At 64.1% G+C, this 16,847-nt stretch carries 15 protein-coding genes and 1 pseudogene; 6 read left to right on the top strand and 10 right to left on the bottom strand.

Translation table 11 applies throughout. From position 1 onward, the window contains the following. A pseudogene (locus BLQ85_RS20315) lies at positions 1 to 108 on the top strand (electron transfer flavoprotein subunit alpha/FixB family protein); the annotation flags it as partial. Between the two features lie 37 nt (positions 109 to 145). Here the strand turns inward: BLQ85_RS20315 and BLQ85_RS20310 are convergent. The 8 genes from BLQ85_RS20310 to BLQ85_RS20275 all read right to left on the bottom strand — a co-directional run bounded on the left by BLQ85_RS20310 (position 146) and on the right by BLQ85_RS20275 (position 7,618). After that, positions 146 to 856 (bottom strand): enoyl-CoA hydratase/isomerase family protein, encoded by a 711-nt coding sequence (locus BLQ85_RS20310; protein WP_074579738.1) that lies wholly within the window; start codon positions 854 to 856, stop codon positions 146 to 148. A 119-nt stretch (positions 857 to 975) separates the two neighbouring features. Further along, positions 976 to 1,788, bottom strand: a complete 813-nt coding sequence (locus BLQ85_RS20305; RefSeq protein WP_074579735.1) for a DUF4405 domain-containing protein — start codon at positions 1,786 to 1,788, stop codon at positions 976 to 978. A gap of 15 nt (positions 1,789 to 1,803) precedes the next feature. After that, positions 1,804 to 2,274 (bottom strand): cytochrome P460 family protein, encoded by a 471-nt coding sequence (locus BLQ85_RS20300; RefSeq protein WP_074579763.1) that lies wholly within the window; start codon positions 2,272 to 2,274, stop codon positions 1,804 to 1,806. Between the two features lie 11 nt (positions 2,275 to 2,285). Beyond that, on the bottom strand, positions 2,286 to 3,344 hold the full coding sequence (locus BLQ85_RS20295; RefSeq protein ID WP_074579733.1) for an XdhC family protein: 1,059 nt from the start codon (positions 3,342 to 3,344) through the stop codon (positions 2,286 to 2,288). A 9-nt stretch (positions 3,345 to 3,353) separates the two neighbouring features. After that, entirely contained in the window at positions 3,354 to 5,600 is a 2,247-nt protein-coding gene (locus BLQ85_RS20290) for a xanthine dehydrogenase family protein molybdopterin-binding subunit (RefSeq protein WP_074579732.1), read from the bottom strand. An 11-nt stretch (positions 5,601 to 5,611) separates the two neighbouring features. Then, entirely contained in the window at positions 5,612 to 6,085 is a 474-nt protein-coding gene (locus BLQ85_RS20285; RefSeq protein ID WP_074579730.1) for a (2Fe-2S)-binding protein, read from the bottom strand. 75 nt (positions 6,086 to 6,160) lie between these two features. Further along, complete coding sequence (locus tag BLQ85_RS20280) at positions 6,161 to 6,535, bottom strand: c-type cytochrome (RefSeq protein WP_139201071.1); 375 nt, start codon at positions 6,533 to 6,535, stop codon at positions 6,161 to 6,163. A gap of 99 nt (positions 6,536 to 6,634) precedes the next feature. Then, entirely contained in the window at positions 6,635 to 7,618 is a 984-nt protein-coding gene (locus tag BLQ85_RS20275) for an aldo/keto reductase (RefSeq protein ID WP_074579729.1), read from the bottom strand. 111 nt (positions 7,619 to 7,729) lie between these two features. Between BLQ85_RS20275 and BLQ85_RS20270 the strand changes: the two genes are divergently transcribed. After that, entirely contained in the window at positions 7,730 to 8,620 is an 891-nt protein-coding gene (locus tag BLQ85_RS20270; RefSeq protein ID WP_074579728.1) for a LysR family transcriptional regulator, read from the top strand. A 74-nt stretch (positions 8,621 to 8,694) separates the two neighbouring features. Here BLQ85_RS20270 and BLQ85_RS20265 read toward each other — a convergent pair whose 3' ends face one another. After that, entirely contained in the window at positions 8,695 to 9,348 is a 654-nt protein-coding gene (locus BLQ85_RS20265; RefSeq protein WP_074579727.1) for an alpha/beta fold hydrolase, read from the bottom strand. A gap of 254 nt (positions 9,349 to 9,602) precedes the next feature. On the opposite strand from BLQ85_RS20265, the gene nirK reads away from it, so the two are divergent. Further along, entirely contained in the window at positions 9,603 to 11,069 is a 1,467-nt protein-coding gene (gene nirK / locus BLQ85_RS20260) for a copper-containing nitrite reductase (protein WP_074579725.1), read from the top strand. Between the two features lie 15 nt (positions 11,070 to 11,084). After that, entirely contained in the window at positions 11,085 to 13,367 is a 2,283-nt protein-coding gene (locus BLQ85_RS20255) for a nitric-oxide reductase large subunit (RefSeq protein ID WP_074579724.1), read from the top strand. Positions 13,368 to 13,455: 88 nt separating this feature from the next. On the opposite strand, the gene BLQ85_RS20250 is transcribed toward BLQ85_RS20255, so the two are convergent. Next, positions 13,456 to 14,457 (bottom strand): AraC family transcriptional regulator, encoded by a 1,002-nt coding sequence (locus BLQ85_RS20250; protein ID WP_074579722.1) that lies wholly within the window; start codon positions 14,455 to 14,457, stop codon positions 13,456 to 13,458. A 78-nt stretch (positions 14,458 to 14,535) separates the two neighbouring features. Here BLQ85_RS20250 and BLQ85_RS20245 point away from each other — a divergent pair, with 78 nt between their 5' ends. Both BLQ85_RS20245 and BLQ85_RS20240 read left to right on the top strand, forming a co-directional pair. Continuing rightward, a complete protein-coding gene (locus BLQ85_RS20245) occupies positions 14,536 to 15,777 on the top strand; it encodes an MFS transporter (protein WP_074579721.1) in 1,242 nt (413 codons plus the stop codon). 2 nt (positions 15,778 to 15,779) lie between these two features. Continuing rightward, entirely contained in the window at positions 15,780 to 16,820 is a 1,041-nt protein-coding gene (locus BLQ85_RS20240; protein ID WP_074579720.1) for an NADP-dependent oxidoreductase, read from the top strand. Positions 16,821 to 16,847: the final 27 nt, after the last annotated feature.

Raw genomic sequence — 16,847 nt, 5'->3', positions numbered from 1 at the left:
ATTGTGGCGATCAACAAGGACCCCGAAGCGCCCATCTTCAGCGTGGCCGACTACGGCCTGGAAGCCGACCTGTTCACGGCCGTGCCTGAGCTGGTCGCGGCGCTGTAAGTAGTTGAACTCTCTCCCCCTGCAGGGAGATCTGCGCTCAGGCAGCCTCGGCCCGACCTCCCAGCGCCCGTTGCGCATCGTTCTCGAGCGCGATGGCCTCGTTGAAGCGACCAAGCCCGGTCTCGTTGAGCACCCGTTTAAAGCTGGCCGCGACCTCCGGAGAAAGCGCCGCCAGCTTCGCGCCTGCCTGCCGCGAAGCGGATTCAAGTTCGGTATCGGGAACCACCTTCCAGACCAGCCCCCAGGCCTGCGCCTGCGCGGGCGAGAACTCCTCGCCCAGCAGCATCAGCGCCTTGGCGCGCGCAAGGCCCGCGTAGGCGGGCAGCGTTGCCGTCAATCCGCCGGTCACAAAAACCCCTAAGGAGGCCTCCGGCAGCTTGAAGCGCGCGCTTTCCGCTGCGAGCACGATGTCCGCATTGAGCATCCACTCAAAGCCGGCGCCCACCGTCCAGCCATGGACAGCAGCGACAACCGGCTTGGGCAAGGACACCAGCGCCTTGGCCACGGCCTGCACCAGCACCAGGTCGTCCTCCGTGGGTGGCGCGCCGACGTCCCTGCCCGCACAAAACGCCCGGCCCTTGCCGCGCAGCAGCAGCACCCTGACTTTGCCGTCGCGCGCCGCCTGCTCAATCGCGGCAAGCAGCGCGCGCGCCAGCTCGTTGTCGATGGCATTGAGTTTGTCGGGACGGTTCAAGGACAGGGCCATGATGCCGTCCGCGACTTCGATGAGCAGTTTGGGGGTTGTCATGGGTGTGATTCTGAACCAAGTCATCCGACGGTCAGGCTCTTTTCGAGATTGCGAAGTGCGGAACTTTGTGTGGCCGCTTAACTTCGCCGCGCGAAGTGAGCGCCCCAAAATCAATAACCCTAGCGATCACGCCCAGCGGTATTCTGCTTTACGGGAACAAGGTCCGTCGGGATTTGCAACCGATGGCTGGGTAAATCTCCCTCAAAGTGTGCCGCTGTTTTACAAACCGGAGTGTTCGCCACTTCAGGAGGCGAGTCCGCTCTGCGTTTTCTTTTTTGAATCCCGCTCAGAACATAGTGAGCCAAGAATATGTAGAGGCCGGCAACGGATATCCAATTCAGGAAAAAACCTGGTGTCGACTCTTCAAAATCCCACCCGTCCAGACTCATTTGAAGCCACAGTTTTGAACCGACATCCATCACAAATGAACTCAGCAAGCCATATGCAGCAATGACCCCGGCGATAAAACGCAATGCAAGAGTGCGAGCGGTACTTTCTCCGGAGATATTCAATGCGCTTCGGGCCGCATGCATGATTCGCTTCCAGCGCACGCCGAGGTGGATGGCAACGAAGATCAGACTCCAATAAGCGGCCAATATATGAATCTGGCGCACGGTAAAGCCGCCTTTGAGCCGCAGAAAGCCAAAAACTGTGCGTGAGATCATCAAGCTGCTTACCAGCAGCGCCAGCATGGCAACCAGAAGAGAGATCGTGAGCATCACGTCGATCAGGCTGCGCGCCTCGCGTGCCTTGGAGATGGCGCCGTACCAGCGCCGGTTGAAGAAGTTGTGCACCACGATCAGCAGGAAGATGCCAGTGCCAATCAATTCGTGGGCTGTGTTGTCAAGCCAGTAGTAGGCGAGCGCAGCCAGCAACAGGCCGGCCGCGACGAAATCGAGCACCAACCGCAGTAGAAACGTTTTTTTAATCACCCGCGTTTCAGTTCTTTATTTAGCACGTTTGATGTCGTTAAACGTATAAAGATACTGGTTATCTTCCCGCCCCTGATGGCACGATTGGCAGCGAGCGGTGTTTTCACTCATGTTGATCGTCTTATCCGCCTTGAAATGCTGGAACTGCCAGTCGCCTGTACGCCGGGAAGGTTCATAGTCGACGCCCCAACCCTCTCGCTTCTCCATCACAAAATACCGAAAAACTTTGCCGTCCCGGTAGTCCACCAGAACAACATGCGTACCGTTGGGCACCGCTTGACCCAGTTTGATGGCCTCAATGGCTTCCTGGCTTGTCAGCATGTGCTCGGTGACATTGCCCCGTTTGACGGTCGTGTAGTGAACCAACCGTTCGAGATTGCTGGGAAACGTCACACGATTGCTCTCGGCGCTCGCCATCTCTCCCTGAAGCGCAGCAGCGAAAAAAGCGAAAACACCGACCGCAGCGCGGCCAAATAAAGCCTTCATAATGAACCCTTTCAAACTTGGTATGCCTGAACCGGTATGGAATGGCCGACAGGCGCATCCAGTCCCGGCGAATGATGAGATTTGCCCTCCGCGACCTGTGCCGAAGGGCTCAATCGAACGCCGTTCTTTACAGCCACCACTTCCGCCATGATGGACAGCGCGATCTCAGCAGGGGTCTTGCTGCCGATGTAGAGGCCTGCAGGTCCATGCAAGGCCTGTAATTCGGGTTCAGAGAGATCGAAGTGCTCGCGCAACCGCTCCTTGCGCTGGGCGGTATTGCGGCGCGAGCCGATGGCGCTTACGTAAAACGCGTCGGACTGTAGTGCATCGATCAGCGCAAGATCGTCAAGTTTGGGATCGTGCGTCAGCGCCACAACGGCGGTACGGGCATCCGGACGCAGCCGCAAGACCAGGTCGTCCGGCATCTCGTGGCTGACCACCACGCCGTCCATGCTCCAGCCGGTACGGTGTTCTTCGCGCGGGTCGCAGACGATGATCTCAAAGCCCAGGCTCAACGCCAGCTGGCAGAGGTAACGCGAGAGGTCGCCGGCGCCGATCACGATGAGGCGGGCTTTGGGCCCCAGGTAGGTGCTGAGGTAGCTGTCGTCCAGCCGGGGAACACCATCGCGACTGCCTCTGCGCAGTTCCACCTGACCGGTTCGCAGATCCAGAACCCGCTCGGTGCTGCGCCGTTCCTGGCAAGCCTGCAACAGCTCGTCCAGGCGAGTGTGCGCGGCAACCAGCTCCAGCACGAGGTCCACCGTACCGCCGCACGGCAACCCAAAACGGTGCGCCTGGTCCGCCGAAATTCCGTAGCGCAGCACAGTGGGCGTAGTGGTGGCACAGGCAGCCTGCACACCGCCTTCGCGGATGCGCAGGATCAGGTCATCCTCGATGCACCCGCCCGACACCGAGCCCACGGTCTCGCCTCGCCCATTGATGGCCATCAGCGAGCCTGGCGGCCTGGGCGATGAGCCCCAGGTCCGCGCAACGGTGACCAGCACCACAGGCAAGTCCGCCGCCTGCCAGCCCAGCGCTGTGCGCAGCACCAGCGTGTCGAGGTCTTCCATGCCGAAAGCTCAAGCCAGCTTGAAGGGCAGCTGGCGCACCGGCTTGCCCGTGAGCCCCGCAACGGCATTGGCAAAAGCCGGCGCCAACGGCGGCAGCCCTGGTTCGCCCATTCCCGTCGGCGGTTCTGCGCTTGGCACGATGTGGACCGAAAACTCCGGCATGTCCGTGATGCGCGCCACGGTGAAATCGCCGAAGTTGCTTTGCTCTACCACGCCGTCTTTCAGCGTGATGGCCGACCCCGGCAAGCACATCGACAGCCCCATGAGCGCGGCCCCTTGCACCTGTGCTTCCACGCTGCGCGGGTTCACAACAAGATTGCAATGCACACCGGCGGTCACGCGGTTCAGTACCGGCTGGCCATCGCGCACCGAGGCTTCCACCACATAAGCAACAACAGAGGAAAAGGACTCATGCACGGCCACCCCCCAGGCGCGGCCCGAAGGGAGTTGTTTCTTGCCATAGCCGCTCTGGTCCACCGCCAGCTGCAACGCCGCGCGATGCCGTGCATGTTTGTCGCCGAACAGCTGCATTCGATACGCGACCGGATCCTGCTTTGTGGCGCGAGCGATGTCGTCTATCAGGGTTTCCATGACAAAAGCGGTGTGGGTGGACCCAACGCTGCGCCACCACAGCACAGGCACGTTGAGTTTGGGGTGGTGCACCGCCAGACGCATCGGCAGCGAATAGGGTTCACGCATCCCCTCCGGCGCAGTGGGGTCGATACCGTTCTTGACCCGGCCTCCGAATATGGTGCCCGTGACAATGGATTGGCCGACAAGAACGTGGTCCCAGGCCAGCACCTTGCCGCGCTCGTCGAAACCGATGAGCGCGCGATGCAGGTGCATAGGCCGGTAATAGCCGCCCTTAATGTCATCCTCGCGGCTCCACAGTGTTCGCACCGGCACGTTCAGGCCCACACCACGCGCGGCCTTGGCAACCTCGCAGGCCAGGACCACGGAGTCGCTGCTGCTCACACCCCGCCGACCGAAGCCGCCACCGGCCGTCTGCACATTGATCTTCACCTGTTCAGGCTTGAGGCCCAGCACGCGCGCGGCCGCGGCGTTGTCGACGCCAGGAAATTGGGTGCCCGTCCACAACTCGGCATGCCCCTCGGAAACCTGAACCGTGCAATTCAGGGGCTCCATGGGGGCATGGGCGAGGTATGGAAACACGAACTCAGCTTCCAGTTTCAGGGGTGCCGTCTGCAGCGGCGCCATGTCGGCGTCGAAGTGAAGCGGCCCGGGCCGGCCGGCCAGCTCGCGGTACTGGGCCAATTGCCGTTCACTGTCCACTTTTTCAACGGCAGCCGTGTCCCACTGCAACTTCAGCGCGTCGCGTCCCTGCTTGGCCGACCAATAGCCGTCAGCCACCACGGCCACGCCTTCGGCACCGCCTTCCAGCGGCACACGCAGCACGGCCTTCACACCCTTGATGGCGCGCGCTGCGCTGTCGTCCATAGAGGAGAGTTTGGCGCCGAACACCGGCGGGCGGGCCACCACGGCGGTGAGTTGCCCCGGCAGCCGAACGTCGATACCGAAATCCTGCCGGCCACTGCTCTTGGCTCGTGCATCGATGCGCGTGGTGGGGCGACCGATGATCCGAAAGTCCTTGGGATCCTTGAGCGTAACGTTCTCTGGAACAGGCAAGGCCATTGCAGCTTCGGCGAGCTCACCGTAGCCCAGTTTGCGCCCTCCCGGGCCCATCACAATACCAATCTGAGTACGCAAGCTCGCTACATCCACATTCCAGCGCGCCGCCGCCGCAGCCAGCAGCATGGCGCGGGTGCGGGCGCCCAGTTCGCGGTACTGCGTAAAACTGTTCTTGATCGAATTGGACCCGCCTGTAATGTGGAGATTGAAGCGCGGGTCCATGTAAGCTGCATCGCTGGAGCCGTTCCTGCTGCGCATCAAACCCCAGTCCGCGTCCAATTCCTCGGCCAGAATCATCGGCAGGCCTGTTTGCACGCCCTGGCCGAATTCCAGGCGGTTGATCGTGACCGTGACCTCGCCATTGGTCGCAATCTGTACAAAGGCTGAAGGTTGCTGCGATGCCTTGAGCGCACCGGCCGGCTGAACTGCCGCTGTCGACTGTGCCATTGCCAGGTTCGGGAAGACGCCCAGTGCCAAGCCGCCAACGCCGGCCAGCTTGAGAAAGCTGCGACGTGGCAGCGAGGCTGTGGTTTCATCGGCCTGGTCGCGTTCCAGCATGTGCTGAAGAACAAGGGGCAGCTCGCCCGGATAAGTGTTGTCCAACATGGCGGTGTCTTTCAGATGACGGCTTTGGCGGCGTCAGCCACCGCAACGCGAATGCGGGCGTAGGTGCCGCAGCGGCAGATGTTGCCGGCCATGGCCGAGTCGATCTCGGCGGCCGTAGGTTGCTTGCCGCGAGGCAAGGTCTTGAGAAACGCGGTGGCGCTCATGATCTGGCCGCTCTGGCAATAGCCGCACTGCGCCACGTCGTGCTTGACCCAGGCCGCATGCACCGCGGCGCCGACACGGTCGCTGCCGTCCGTGGCGCCTTCGACGGTGGTGATCTTTTTCCCTTCCGCCGCGGAAATCGGCGTGATGCACGAGCGGATAGCCTGGCCGTCCAGATGCACGGTACAAGCGCCGCACAGCGCGGCGCCACAACCGAATTTGGTACCCGTCATGCCCAGCGTGTCACGCAGGGCCCAGAGGATGGGGGTGCCGGGATCGGCGTCGACCGATTGGTCCCGGCCGTTGACATTAAGCGTGCTCATGGTGGGTGATTCCTCGTAGGTGGGTTCGGTGGGTCGGAGATCGCTGACTTTTTTATTGCGAAGAGGCTTGGGCTATTACTTGGCGCCATCGAGCACCCATTGCGCCAGCGACTGCAGATCGGCGTCGGGAACCTGAGCCTGTGCCGGCATGGGCATGGTTCCCCACTTTCCCGAACTGCCGGACTTGACGCTTGCCGCAAGCTGTGCGGCGCTTCCCTTCCCCTCGCCGTACCTTGCCCCGATGTCCTTCCAGGAAGGACCCACCACTTTGACCGCGGGCTGGTGGCATGCGACACATGCGTACTTCTGCGCCAGCGCCTGGCTGGCCGATGCGCAGACCGGCCAGACGCTGGCGCAGGCAGCCAGTGTTGCCAGCAGAGCAGTCACCAAGGAACGCAAGACAGCTGTAATGGGGGAAGTGCTGTGGTTCTGTTTCAATTTTTCGATCATTTCCGTTTCATCCTTGATAGCTTGTGGATAGGCAAACACTGTTTCGGCGATTTCGCGCAGTTCTCCAGGCAGAAGCTGGATGCCAATTGCCGCCTTCGATCAACGGTTGACGAGCTGCTGCCTGTCTTCTGCATACCGCCCACCTTGCACGGTGATGTTGGAGATGGCACTCCTGATTTCGCGAAGCTCCTCCATGGACAGCTCGACGGCAGTTGCCTCGACGTTTTCTTTCAAACGATGCAGCTTCGTCGTGCCTGGAATGGGAACGATCCAGGATTTTTGGGCCAGGAGCCAGGCGAGTGCGACCTGCGCGGGCGTCACCCGCTTCAGCAACGCAATCCTGGCGACCAGATTCACCATGACCTGGTTCGCCTTGCGGGCCTCCGGCGCGAACCGCGGAACCGTATTGCGGTAATCGCTACGGTCAAAGGTGGTGTTTTCGTTGATGCCCCCCGTGAGAAAGCCAGCGCCGAGCGGACTGAACGGAACAAAGCCGATTCCCAGTTCCTCAAGTGTCGGCAGGATTTCTGTCTCGGGTTCTCGCCACCACAGGGAATATTCGCTTTGAAGCGCAGTAACCGGCTGAACCGCATGAGCGCGGCGTATGGTCTGCGCACCCGCCTCGGATAACCCGAAATGCTTGACCTTTCCTTGCTGGATCAGATCTTTCACGGTGCCGGCAACATCCTCGATCGGCACGCCGGGATCAACACGGTGCTGGTAGAAGAGATCGATGCGGTCAGTCTTCAGCCGCTTCAGTGATGCCTCGGCAACCGCCCGGATGTTCTCAGGCCGGCTGTCCAGCCCACCGCTGGAGTTGCCGGACCGGAAACCGAACTTGGTGGCGATCACAAGCTCATCACGCAATGGTGCCAGTGCCGCACCCACGACCTCCTCATTCGTGAAGGGGCCATAGCACTCGGCAGTGTCAAAGAAGGTCACACCACGTTCAACAGCCGATCGCATCAGCCTGATCGCGTCTTGCGTGTCGGTCGCGGGGCCGTAAGCGAAACTCAACCCCATGCAGCCCAGGCCAATTGCAGAAACCTGCAGGCCGCTTTTTCCAAGCGTGCGCTTGATCATTTACAGAAATCCTTGTTTAACTAGTTGCGGTGGTGACCGGCAACTTTAAGCAGGCCGTCCCGGAATGACTAGACTGCTAAATCGCGATAGACTTATAAGAAAGGCTAATTAATGACGCGATTTGACGATCTGGCGGCCTTTGCGGCCGTTGTCCGTGAGGGCAGCTTCACGCGCGCGGCTGCGCAACTCGGCATATCGCAGTCCGCACTCAGCCAGACGGTCCAGGCGATGGAGCGCAGGCTGAACCTGAAACTGCTGAACCGGACCACACGCAGCGTGTCGCCCACCGAGGCGGGCGAGCGCTTGTACCGGACCGTGGGTCCGCGCTTCGCGGACATCGAAGCCGAGCTGACGGTGCTGGGCGAACTACGCGGCAAGCCGGCCGGCACAGTTCGCATCACGGCGAGCGAAACGGCGGTGCGGACGCTGATCTGGCCAAGACTGCAGCCGTGGTTGATGAAGTACCCGGACATCAAGATTGAGATCAGCAGCGACAACCGCTTCATCGACATTGTTGCGGAGCGGTTCGACATTGGGGTGCGCCTGGGTTCCGACGTCGCGAAAGACATGATCGCGGTGCGCATGGCGCCGGACATGCGTATGACGGTCGTCGGCAGTCCCGACTATTTCTCGCGCCATCCTCTGCCTCGTACACCGCGGGACCTCACCGAACACGACTGCATCTGTCTGCGCCTGCCAACCCATGGCGGACTGCTGAACTGGGAGTTCAAGCGCCGCGGAAAGATCATGAATGCCCAGGTGACGGGGCGCCTCGTGTTCAACACAACCGAGTTAACTTTTGCCGCAGCGCTGGCCGGGCACGGCTTGGCCTGGGTTCCTGCCGGTATCACCGCCGACAGTATTGCAGCAGGTCGCCTGACTGCCGTACTGGATGACTGGGCCGTGACTTATCCGGGCCACCATCTGTACTACGCCAGTCGCAGCAGTGCCTCGCCTGCTCTGGCGCTGGTCGTGGAGGCACTGCGCGCGCCTTCGGGGTGAACTTAGCGCCAAGCCGGAGCCGCCTCAAGCACATGGGGCACCGTTGCAGTATCGATCTGTCGCGCCTGGCCGTCCTACACGTAGTCCAAGAGAATCCTCGTGAGCGCCTCAGGCGCCAGGCGCGGAACATCGTGCGCACACTCAAGCCGATGGGTGGCCCATCCAGGGTCCAGCCGCAGGCGTTCGTACAGCGCAACAAAAGGGCTGCCTTCCCATCCGAAGGCCGCGACAAAGGCTTTGCCGGGAACCTGGTGCCAATCGCCGGTCAGTTTGATTGCCTGCAGAAAAGTGGCCATGGGATGGGGACGGCATCGCTTGTCCAGATGGGCCGCCGGCGCGCAATTCAAGCCGTCCGCGGCCGCGCCGGCGATAAAACGCTCCCTGTAGTTAGGGGTGGTGAGCGACCAGAGCGAGGCGCCGTTGTCGGGCACATAGGCATCGACGTAAACAAGGGCCTTGACACACGACGGCACCCGGTCCGCCGCGCCGGTGATGGCCATGCCGCCATATGAATGGCCGACAAGCACCGCGGGCGTATCGCGACCGCGCAGCGCCTGCACCACCTCCTGGGTATGGCTTTCGAGGTTCACGCCATGCGCGGGCTCATCACCCAGTCCGGATAGCGTGAGCGCCTGGACTTCATGGCCAGCACCTGCCAGCACACGGCTGACCGCTTCAAAGGCCCAGCCTCCGTGCCAGCCACCCGGCACCAACACAAATCTTGCCATCCTGTTTGTCCTCTCGCATGAAACAGCCGGGCAGATGTTGAGCCGTAGGCCGCAGTGTGTACCCCTGTTTCCAAATCGTCGGGAATTCAATTATCAACCGGATGAATCGGTGCAAGGAGCCACCGGCGAGAGTGGCCTTTCTGACCCGCGATACCGCCTATTTGGCAAGGTGTTGATCTAGGACAAGCTTGCGTGGCGTGCCGCCCGCATAGTCAGAACTGCCGAATCGGCATACAAGACCAAGGAACATCCCTATGAAACGGAGCCCCTCCCCCAACGCCATCGCCGCCGCCATCTGTATCCTCAGTGCGGCCTTGTCGGTGCAGGCGCAGCCCGCCGCGCATCCGGCGCATACCGCTGCCGCTCCCGCCAGCACTTCCAGCGCGGCCATACCCGCCGGGACCCGGCGCTACGAGCTGCACACCAACATCGTCGACGGCAAAATGGTGTTCATCGACGGCAAGGGGCAGGTGAACCCGACCCTCAGCGCCAGCGCGGGCGACACGGTCGAGATCGTGCTGGAAAGCGGCGAAGGCGCGGAGCACGACCTGGTGATCCCCGAGCTGAACGTCGCATCGTCCAAATTCAGCGGCAGTACCGGCAAGACCACGCTGCGCTTCAAGGTCCCGCGCTCCGGCACCTTCACCTACTACTGCTCCATCCCCGGCCACCGGCAGATCGGCATGGAAGGCCGGCTGCAGGTCAGTGCCGGCGCCCAGGCCGCCGCGCCGGCCGCCAGCGACTCCAGCCAGGCCGCGCTGGCGCTTTACACCCCGGCCCCTGTGCCGCAGCGCGCAGCCGACCCGTCCGCTGTCAGCGTGGCCGCCAACCCGGCCGCGGTGCCGGCCGCCGTGGGGGCCCGGGCGCCCAAGACCCTGAAGTACCGCATGGAAACGGTCGAGCTGCCCGGCAAGCTCGACGACGGCACGAGCTTTACCTACTGGACCTTCAACCGCCAGGTGCCCGGCCCCATGCTGCGCGCCCGCGTCGGCGACACCGTGGAGCTGACGCTGGCCAACGCCCGCGACAGCAAGATGATCCATTCGATCGACCTGCACGCGGTGACGGGCGGCCATGGCGGCGGCGAACACACGCAGGTCGCTCCGGGCCAGGAGAAAGCCATCACCTTCAAGGCGCTCAACCCGGGCCTGTACGTGTACCACTGCGCCACGCCCTTGGTGCCGCAGCACATCGCGGCCGGCATGTACGGAATGATCCTGGTCGAGCCCGAAGGCGGCTTGCCCAAAGTGGACCGCGAGTACTACGTGATGCAGGGCGAGATGTACACAGGCCGTCCGCACGGCGCCAAGGGCCACCAGGAGGCCGACCTCGAGAAGATGGCCAATGAGCTGCCCGACTACTACGTCTTCAACGGCGAAGTGGGCGCGCTGAACAAGACCCACAAGCTGCAGGCCAAGGTGGGTGAAACCGTGCGCATCTACTTCGGCGTCGGCGGCCCCAACAAGATCTCGTCTTTCCACGTCATCGGCGAGATCTTCGACAACGTGTACAGCGAAGGCTCCTTCACGGGCCTCAAGCACGACGTGCAGACCACGCTGGTGGCGCCCGGCGGCGCGACCATCGTCGAGATCAAGGTCCAGCACCCCGGAAACTACCTGCTGGTGGACCATGCCTTGTCGCGCGCCGGCAAGGGCGCGGTAGGCCTGCTCGAAGTCACCGGCGAAGCGGTACCCGGCGTCTACAAGGCCGGCGTGCTGTAACCAAGGAGAATCTTCATGGGCTCCTACAAAAAACTCTGGTTCACGCTGATCGGCGTGCTGATCGTCACCTTCTCGCTGCTGGGCTACTACGGCACCGAGGTCTACCGCCAGGCGCCGCCGATTCCCGCGCAGGTGACCGCCCCGGACGGCAAGGTCCTGTTCGACCGCGAGGGCATCCTCGACGGCCAGACAGCCTGGCAGTCGGTGGGCGGCATGCAGCTGGGCTCCATCTGGGGCCACGGGGCCTACCAGGCACCGGACTGGACCGCCGACTGGCTGCACCGCGAACTGACAGCCTGGCTGGAGCTGGCCGCGCAGCAGCTGCACGGCAAGGCCTACGCCGCGCTCGACGGGCCGGCGCAAGCCGCGCTGCGCGAGCAGCTCAAGGCCGAGTACCGCGGCAACCGCGTCGACCAGGCGCAGGTGCTGAAACTGTCGGAACGCCGCGTCCAGGCCATCGCCCAGACGGCCGGGTACTACGACAAGCTGTTCTCCGACGCGCCCTCGCTCCAGAAAAGCCGCGAGCACTTTGCGATGAAGGAGAACACGCTGCCGAGCGCCGAGCGGCGCCGGCAGATGACGCAGTTTTTCTTCTGGACCGCCTGGGCCGCCGCCACCGAGCGCCCCGGCCAGAAAGTCACCTACACCAACAACTGGCCCCATGAGCCGCTGATCGGCAATCGGCCGAGCAGCGAGAACATCGTCTGGTCCGTCGCCAGCATCGTGGTGCTGCTGGCCGGCGTGGGGTTCCTGGTCTGGGCCTGGTCCTTCCTGCGCAAGCATGACGAGCCGCTGCCGGAGCCCGCCGCGCGCGACCCCTTGACCACCTTTGCGCTCACGCCCTCGCAGCGAGGGCTGGGCAAGTACCTGTTCCTGGTCGTGGCCCTGTTCATCTTCCAGGTCTTCATAGGCGGATTCACCGCGCACTACACCGTCGAAGGGCAGCAGTTCTACGGACTCGATGTCTCGCGCTGGTTTCCGTATTCCCTGACCCGCACATGGCACATCCAGGCCGCTTTGTTCTGGATCGCCACCGGCTTCCTGGCCGCGGGCCTGTTCCTCGCGCCGCTGATCAACGGCGGCAAGGACCCGAAGTTCCAGAAGGCCGGTGTGGATGTGCTGTTCTGGGCGCTGGTCGCCGTCGTTGTCGGCTCCTTCACCGGCAACTACCTCGCTATCGCGCAGGTGATGCCGCCCGAATGGAATTTCTGGCTCGGGCACCAGGGCTACGAGTATGTGGACCTGGGACGCCTGTGGCAGATCAGCAAGTTCACCGGCATCCTGCTGTGGCTGGTGCTGATGCTGCGCGGCGTCATCCCGGCGCTGCTGAAGAAGGGCGGCGACAAGAACCTGCTCGCGCTGCTCACCGCCTCGGTGGGCGCCATCGGCCTGTTCTACGGTGCCGGCCTTTTCTACGGTGAGCGTACCCACCTGTCGGTCATGGAGTACTGGCGCTGGTGGGTGGTCCATCTCTGGGTGGAAGGCTTCTTCGAGGTCTTCGCCACCACGGCGCTGGCCTTCATCTTCTCCACGCTAGGCCTGGTCTCGCTGCGCATGGCCACGGCCGCGAGCCTGGCATCGGCATCCTTGTTCATGCTGGGCGGCATTCCCGGAACCTTTCACCACCTGTATTTCGCCGGCACCACCACGCCGGTGATGGCGGTCGGCGCAAGCTTCAGCGCCCTCGAGGTGGTGCCGCTGATCGTGCTGGGCCACGAAGCCTGGGAGAACTGGCGGCTCAAGACGCGCGCCGCCTGGATGGAAAACCTCAGGTGGCCGCTGATGTGCTTCGTCGCAGTCGCCTTCTGGAACATGCTGGGCGCCGGTGTTTTCGGCTTCATGATCAATCCGCCGATGTCGCTGTACTACATCCAGGGGCTGAACACCACGCCGGTGCACGCCCATGCCGCGCTGTTCGGGGTTTACGGATTCCTGGCGCTGGGCTTCACGCTGCTGGTGCTGCGCTACCTGCGCCCGGACTATGGCTTCAGCGCGCCCTTGATGAAGACCGCGTTCTGGGGCCTCAACGCCGGCCTGGTCTTGATGATCTTCACCAGCCTGCTGCCTATAGGGGTCATCCAGTTCCACGCCAGCGTCAGCGAAGGCCTGTGGTATGCGCGCAGCGAAGAATTCATGCAACAGCCCCTGCTGCAGAACCTGCGCTGGGTGCGCACCTTCGGCGACGTCGTGTTCATCGTTGGAGCGATTGCGATGGCGCTGCAGGTGGTGCTGGGCTTGATGAACAAGGCACCAAAACTGCCGCAGCCCGAGCCGCGTCTGAGTGGGGCACGCAGCTGAACGTGGCGCCGATCAGGGTACCTTGATCGACGCCAGCACCCGGTCGACCATCACGCCCCTCGCATGAAACAGCGGGGCCATGCCTCGCTCACACGGCAGCGCGCGCCTTGCTGGGCGGGTGGCCTATGACACGCTTGAATGCCCGGCTGAAAGAGGCCTCTGAGTCAAAACCCAGCCGGTCGGCGGCCGTGGTGACACGCATGCCGTCCTGTGCGATCCAGCTGCGGGCCTGGAACATGCGGATGCGGGCCACGTAGCGGGCCGGGCTCTCGCCCACAGACTCCTTGAAGGCCTGGGCAAAGCGTGAGCGCGAGGCGCCCATGATGTTCGCCAGCTCGGGCACGCTCCAGTCCTGCTCGGGCGAGGCGTGGATGGCGGCCAGCACCTTGCCCACGCCGGGCGAGCGCAGTGCCGCGATCCAGCCCGTGGAGTTGCTGCAGGCGCATTCCACCCAGGCGCGGATGATGCTCGCGGCCAGCACGTCGGCCATACGGGCCAGGATGCCGCAGGCGCCTATGCGGTTGAGCGAGGCTTCACGCTCCATCGCCTCCAGCAGCATGGGCACGCCCGGGTCACGCTGGGCCAGCTCGCCGGCGCGTATCACCTCCGGCATCATGGCCAGCAAGGGATGCAGAGGGTCGAGGTTAAAGGTCATGCTGCCGCAGAACATGGCATGGGACGGTGCTTGCGCCGCAGGCGTTGCATCGCGCAGCAAATAGATGTCGTCCGCGAGCCGCTGGCGGTCAAAACTCGCGAGGTCCAGCGGCGGCACCTCGGGTGAGCTGGCCAGGGTGTGGGCCGTGCCGCGCGGCAGCAGCACCGCGTCACCGGCCTTGAGCGCCATCCAGCCGGATTGCGGCGTGTGCATCCAGCAGCCTCCGCTGACAACGAAGTGAAAGCGCGCGGCGGCTTGCGCGTCAAAAGAAATCGCCCAGGGTGCGTGCACCAGGCAGCGGCCGTACTCGACTCCTTCCAGGCGCAGGCCCAGCAGGACCTGGGTCAGGGGATCGGGCCCGGCGGCAGGCAGGCCCCCGTATTCCTGGGGAGGCTGAACGACGGGCGTGAAAGTTCTGGAGGAATCGTCAAGCATTTCGGCTCTTTCGCCATGGAAAGCTGTCGATGCTAGGCCTAAGCTGGCAACCCTGTCTCCAACAAGGCTTCATATCCCATGTCATCCAATTCCTGTTCTGCCTGCCTGGATCCGCTGTCCGCAGGCGCCCCTCCCGCCAACCATCCGCCTGCCGAAGCCGCCACGCGCTGGGCGGCGGTCGCATCCCTCTCCCTGGGCGTGTTCGGCCTGGTCACGGCGGAATTCCTGCCGGCCAGCCTGCTGACCGCCATGGCGGCCGACCTGCACGTCACGGCGGGCGCCGCGGGCCAGGCCGTCACGGCCACGGCGCTGGTCGGCGCGGTGGCCGCGCCCACCATCCCCCTGCTGACGGCGCGCTTTGACCGCAAGCGGGTGCTGCTGGCGCTCACCGCGCTGCTGCTGGTGTCCAACCTGCTGGCCGCGACGGCCGGCTCGCTTTCGGTGCTGCTGTTCGCGCGTGTGGTGCTGGGCGTCGCGCTCGGTGGCTTCTGGTCCATGGCGGCGGCGCTGGCCATGCGCCTGGTGCCTGAGCGGCTGTTCCCGCGCGCGATGTCGCTGGTGCTGACCGGCGTCTCCATTGCCACCGTCTGCGCGGCGCCGGTCGGCGCCTGGATGGGCAGCCTCTGGGGATGGCGCAGCGCTTTTGTCGCGGCGGGTGTTGTCGGCTTGCTGGCCTTTGTGGTGCAGCTGGCGGCCTTGCCGGCCCTGCCGCCGCGCGACCAGGCCAGCCTGAAGGGCCTGCGTGACCTGCTCACGCGCGGGCCGGTGCGCATTGCGCTGCTGGCGGTGCTGCTGGTCATATCGGGCCATTTCGCGGGCTTCACCTACATCCGGCCCGTACTCGAAGACGTGACCAAACTGCCCGTGGCGGCGATTTCCGCCGTGCTGCTGGGCTATGGCATCGGCGGCTTCTTCGGCAACTTCGCGGGCGGCTGGCTGGCCGGGCACGGCGAGCGCTACGCCATCGTCGCCGGCAGCGCGATGATCGCCGTGCTGGCGGCTGCGCTGCTGGTGGGCGGCAGCTCCACCGTGGTCACCGCCGTGGCGGTGAGCTTATGGGGCTTCGCCTTCGGCGCGTTTCCGGTGGGCTTCCAGACCTGGATTGTGCGCGCCGCGCCCGACCAGGCTGAAGCCGCGGGCGGCTTGCTGGTGGCCGCCTTCCAGATTGCCATTGCCACAGGCGCCATCGCGGGCGGCCTGATCGTCGACCGGACCGGCGCGCTGGGCGCCCCCGCATTTGCCATGGTGGCCGTGGCCCTGGGCGGCCTGCTGGCCTGGCGGCGCGGCCCCGCTCCCGTCATGGCCGGGGTGCGAAGCTGATCATGACAAGCCCGCAAACACGCGCGCCTGCAAACCGGCGCATCACATTGGCGGCGCATCCGCGCGGCCTGCCCGCTGCGTCGGACTTCCACCTGATGACCGGGCCCGTGCCACAGCCGGGTCAAGGCCAGGTGCTGCTGCGAACGCAGTTCCTTTCGCTGGACCCGTATATGCGCAACCTGATGGACAAAACCGGGCCCGGCTATGCGCCACCCGTTCCGATTGGCGGCACCCTGCCGGGCGGCACGGTCAGCCGCGTCATCGAATCCAGGCATCCCGCCTATCGCGCCGGCGACCTGGTGCTCGCCAACAGCGGCTGGCAAGACTACGCCCTGAGCGACGGCAACGATCTGCAGGCCCTGGGCGACATGGCCAGGCCTTCGCTGGCGCTGGGCGCGCTCGGCATGCCGGGCTTCACGGCGCACGTCGGCCTGCTGGACATAGGCCGGCCCAAGGCTGGTGAGACCGTGGTGGTCGCGGCAGCGAACGGCGCGGTGGGCGCGATGGTCGGCCAGATCGCCAAACTCAAGGGCGCCCGCGTCGTGGGCATCGCCGGCGGGGCAGACAAGTGCCGTCAGGCCGTCAACGAGCTGGGCTTTGATGCCTGCATCGACAGGCACGAGCCCTCGTTTGCGGCGCAGCTTGCCGCCGCATGCCCCGCGGGCATAGACGTGTATTTTGAGAACGTCGGCGGTGACGTGCTGTTGGCAGTCCTTCCGCTGCTCAACGTAGGCGCCCGCATGCCCGTGTGCGGCTTTGTCGCGCACTACAACGACACGGCAGGCTCATCCGGCGCCAACCCACTGCCGCAGTTCCTGGCCGCCATCTTGCAAAAGCGGGTGCACGTTCAAGGCTTCATCATTCTTGACCACTACGGCCCGCGCTTTGATGTGTTCCGCCGTGACATGGAGCAATGGGTCAACAGCGGGCAAATCCAGGCGCGGGAGAGTATTGTGGACGGCCTTGAGAACGCGCCCGCCGCCCTGTCAGACCTGCTGCAGGGCCGGCACGCCGGCAAGGTGGTGGTGCGCCTGGAGGCGTAACGGCGGCACGATCATAGTACCGAAGAC

Origin of the sequence: Polaromonas sp. JS666, assembly GCF_900103405.1 — a bacterium.
GTDB lineage: Bacteria > Pseudomonadota > Gammaproteobacteria > Burkholderiales > Burkholderiaceae_C > Polaromonas.
This window is presented reverse-complemented; position numbering and strand designations above follow the sequence as displayed.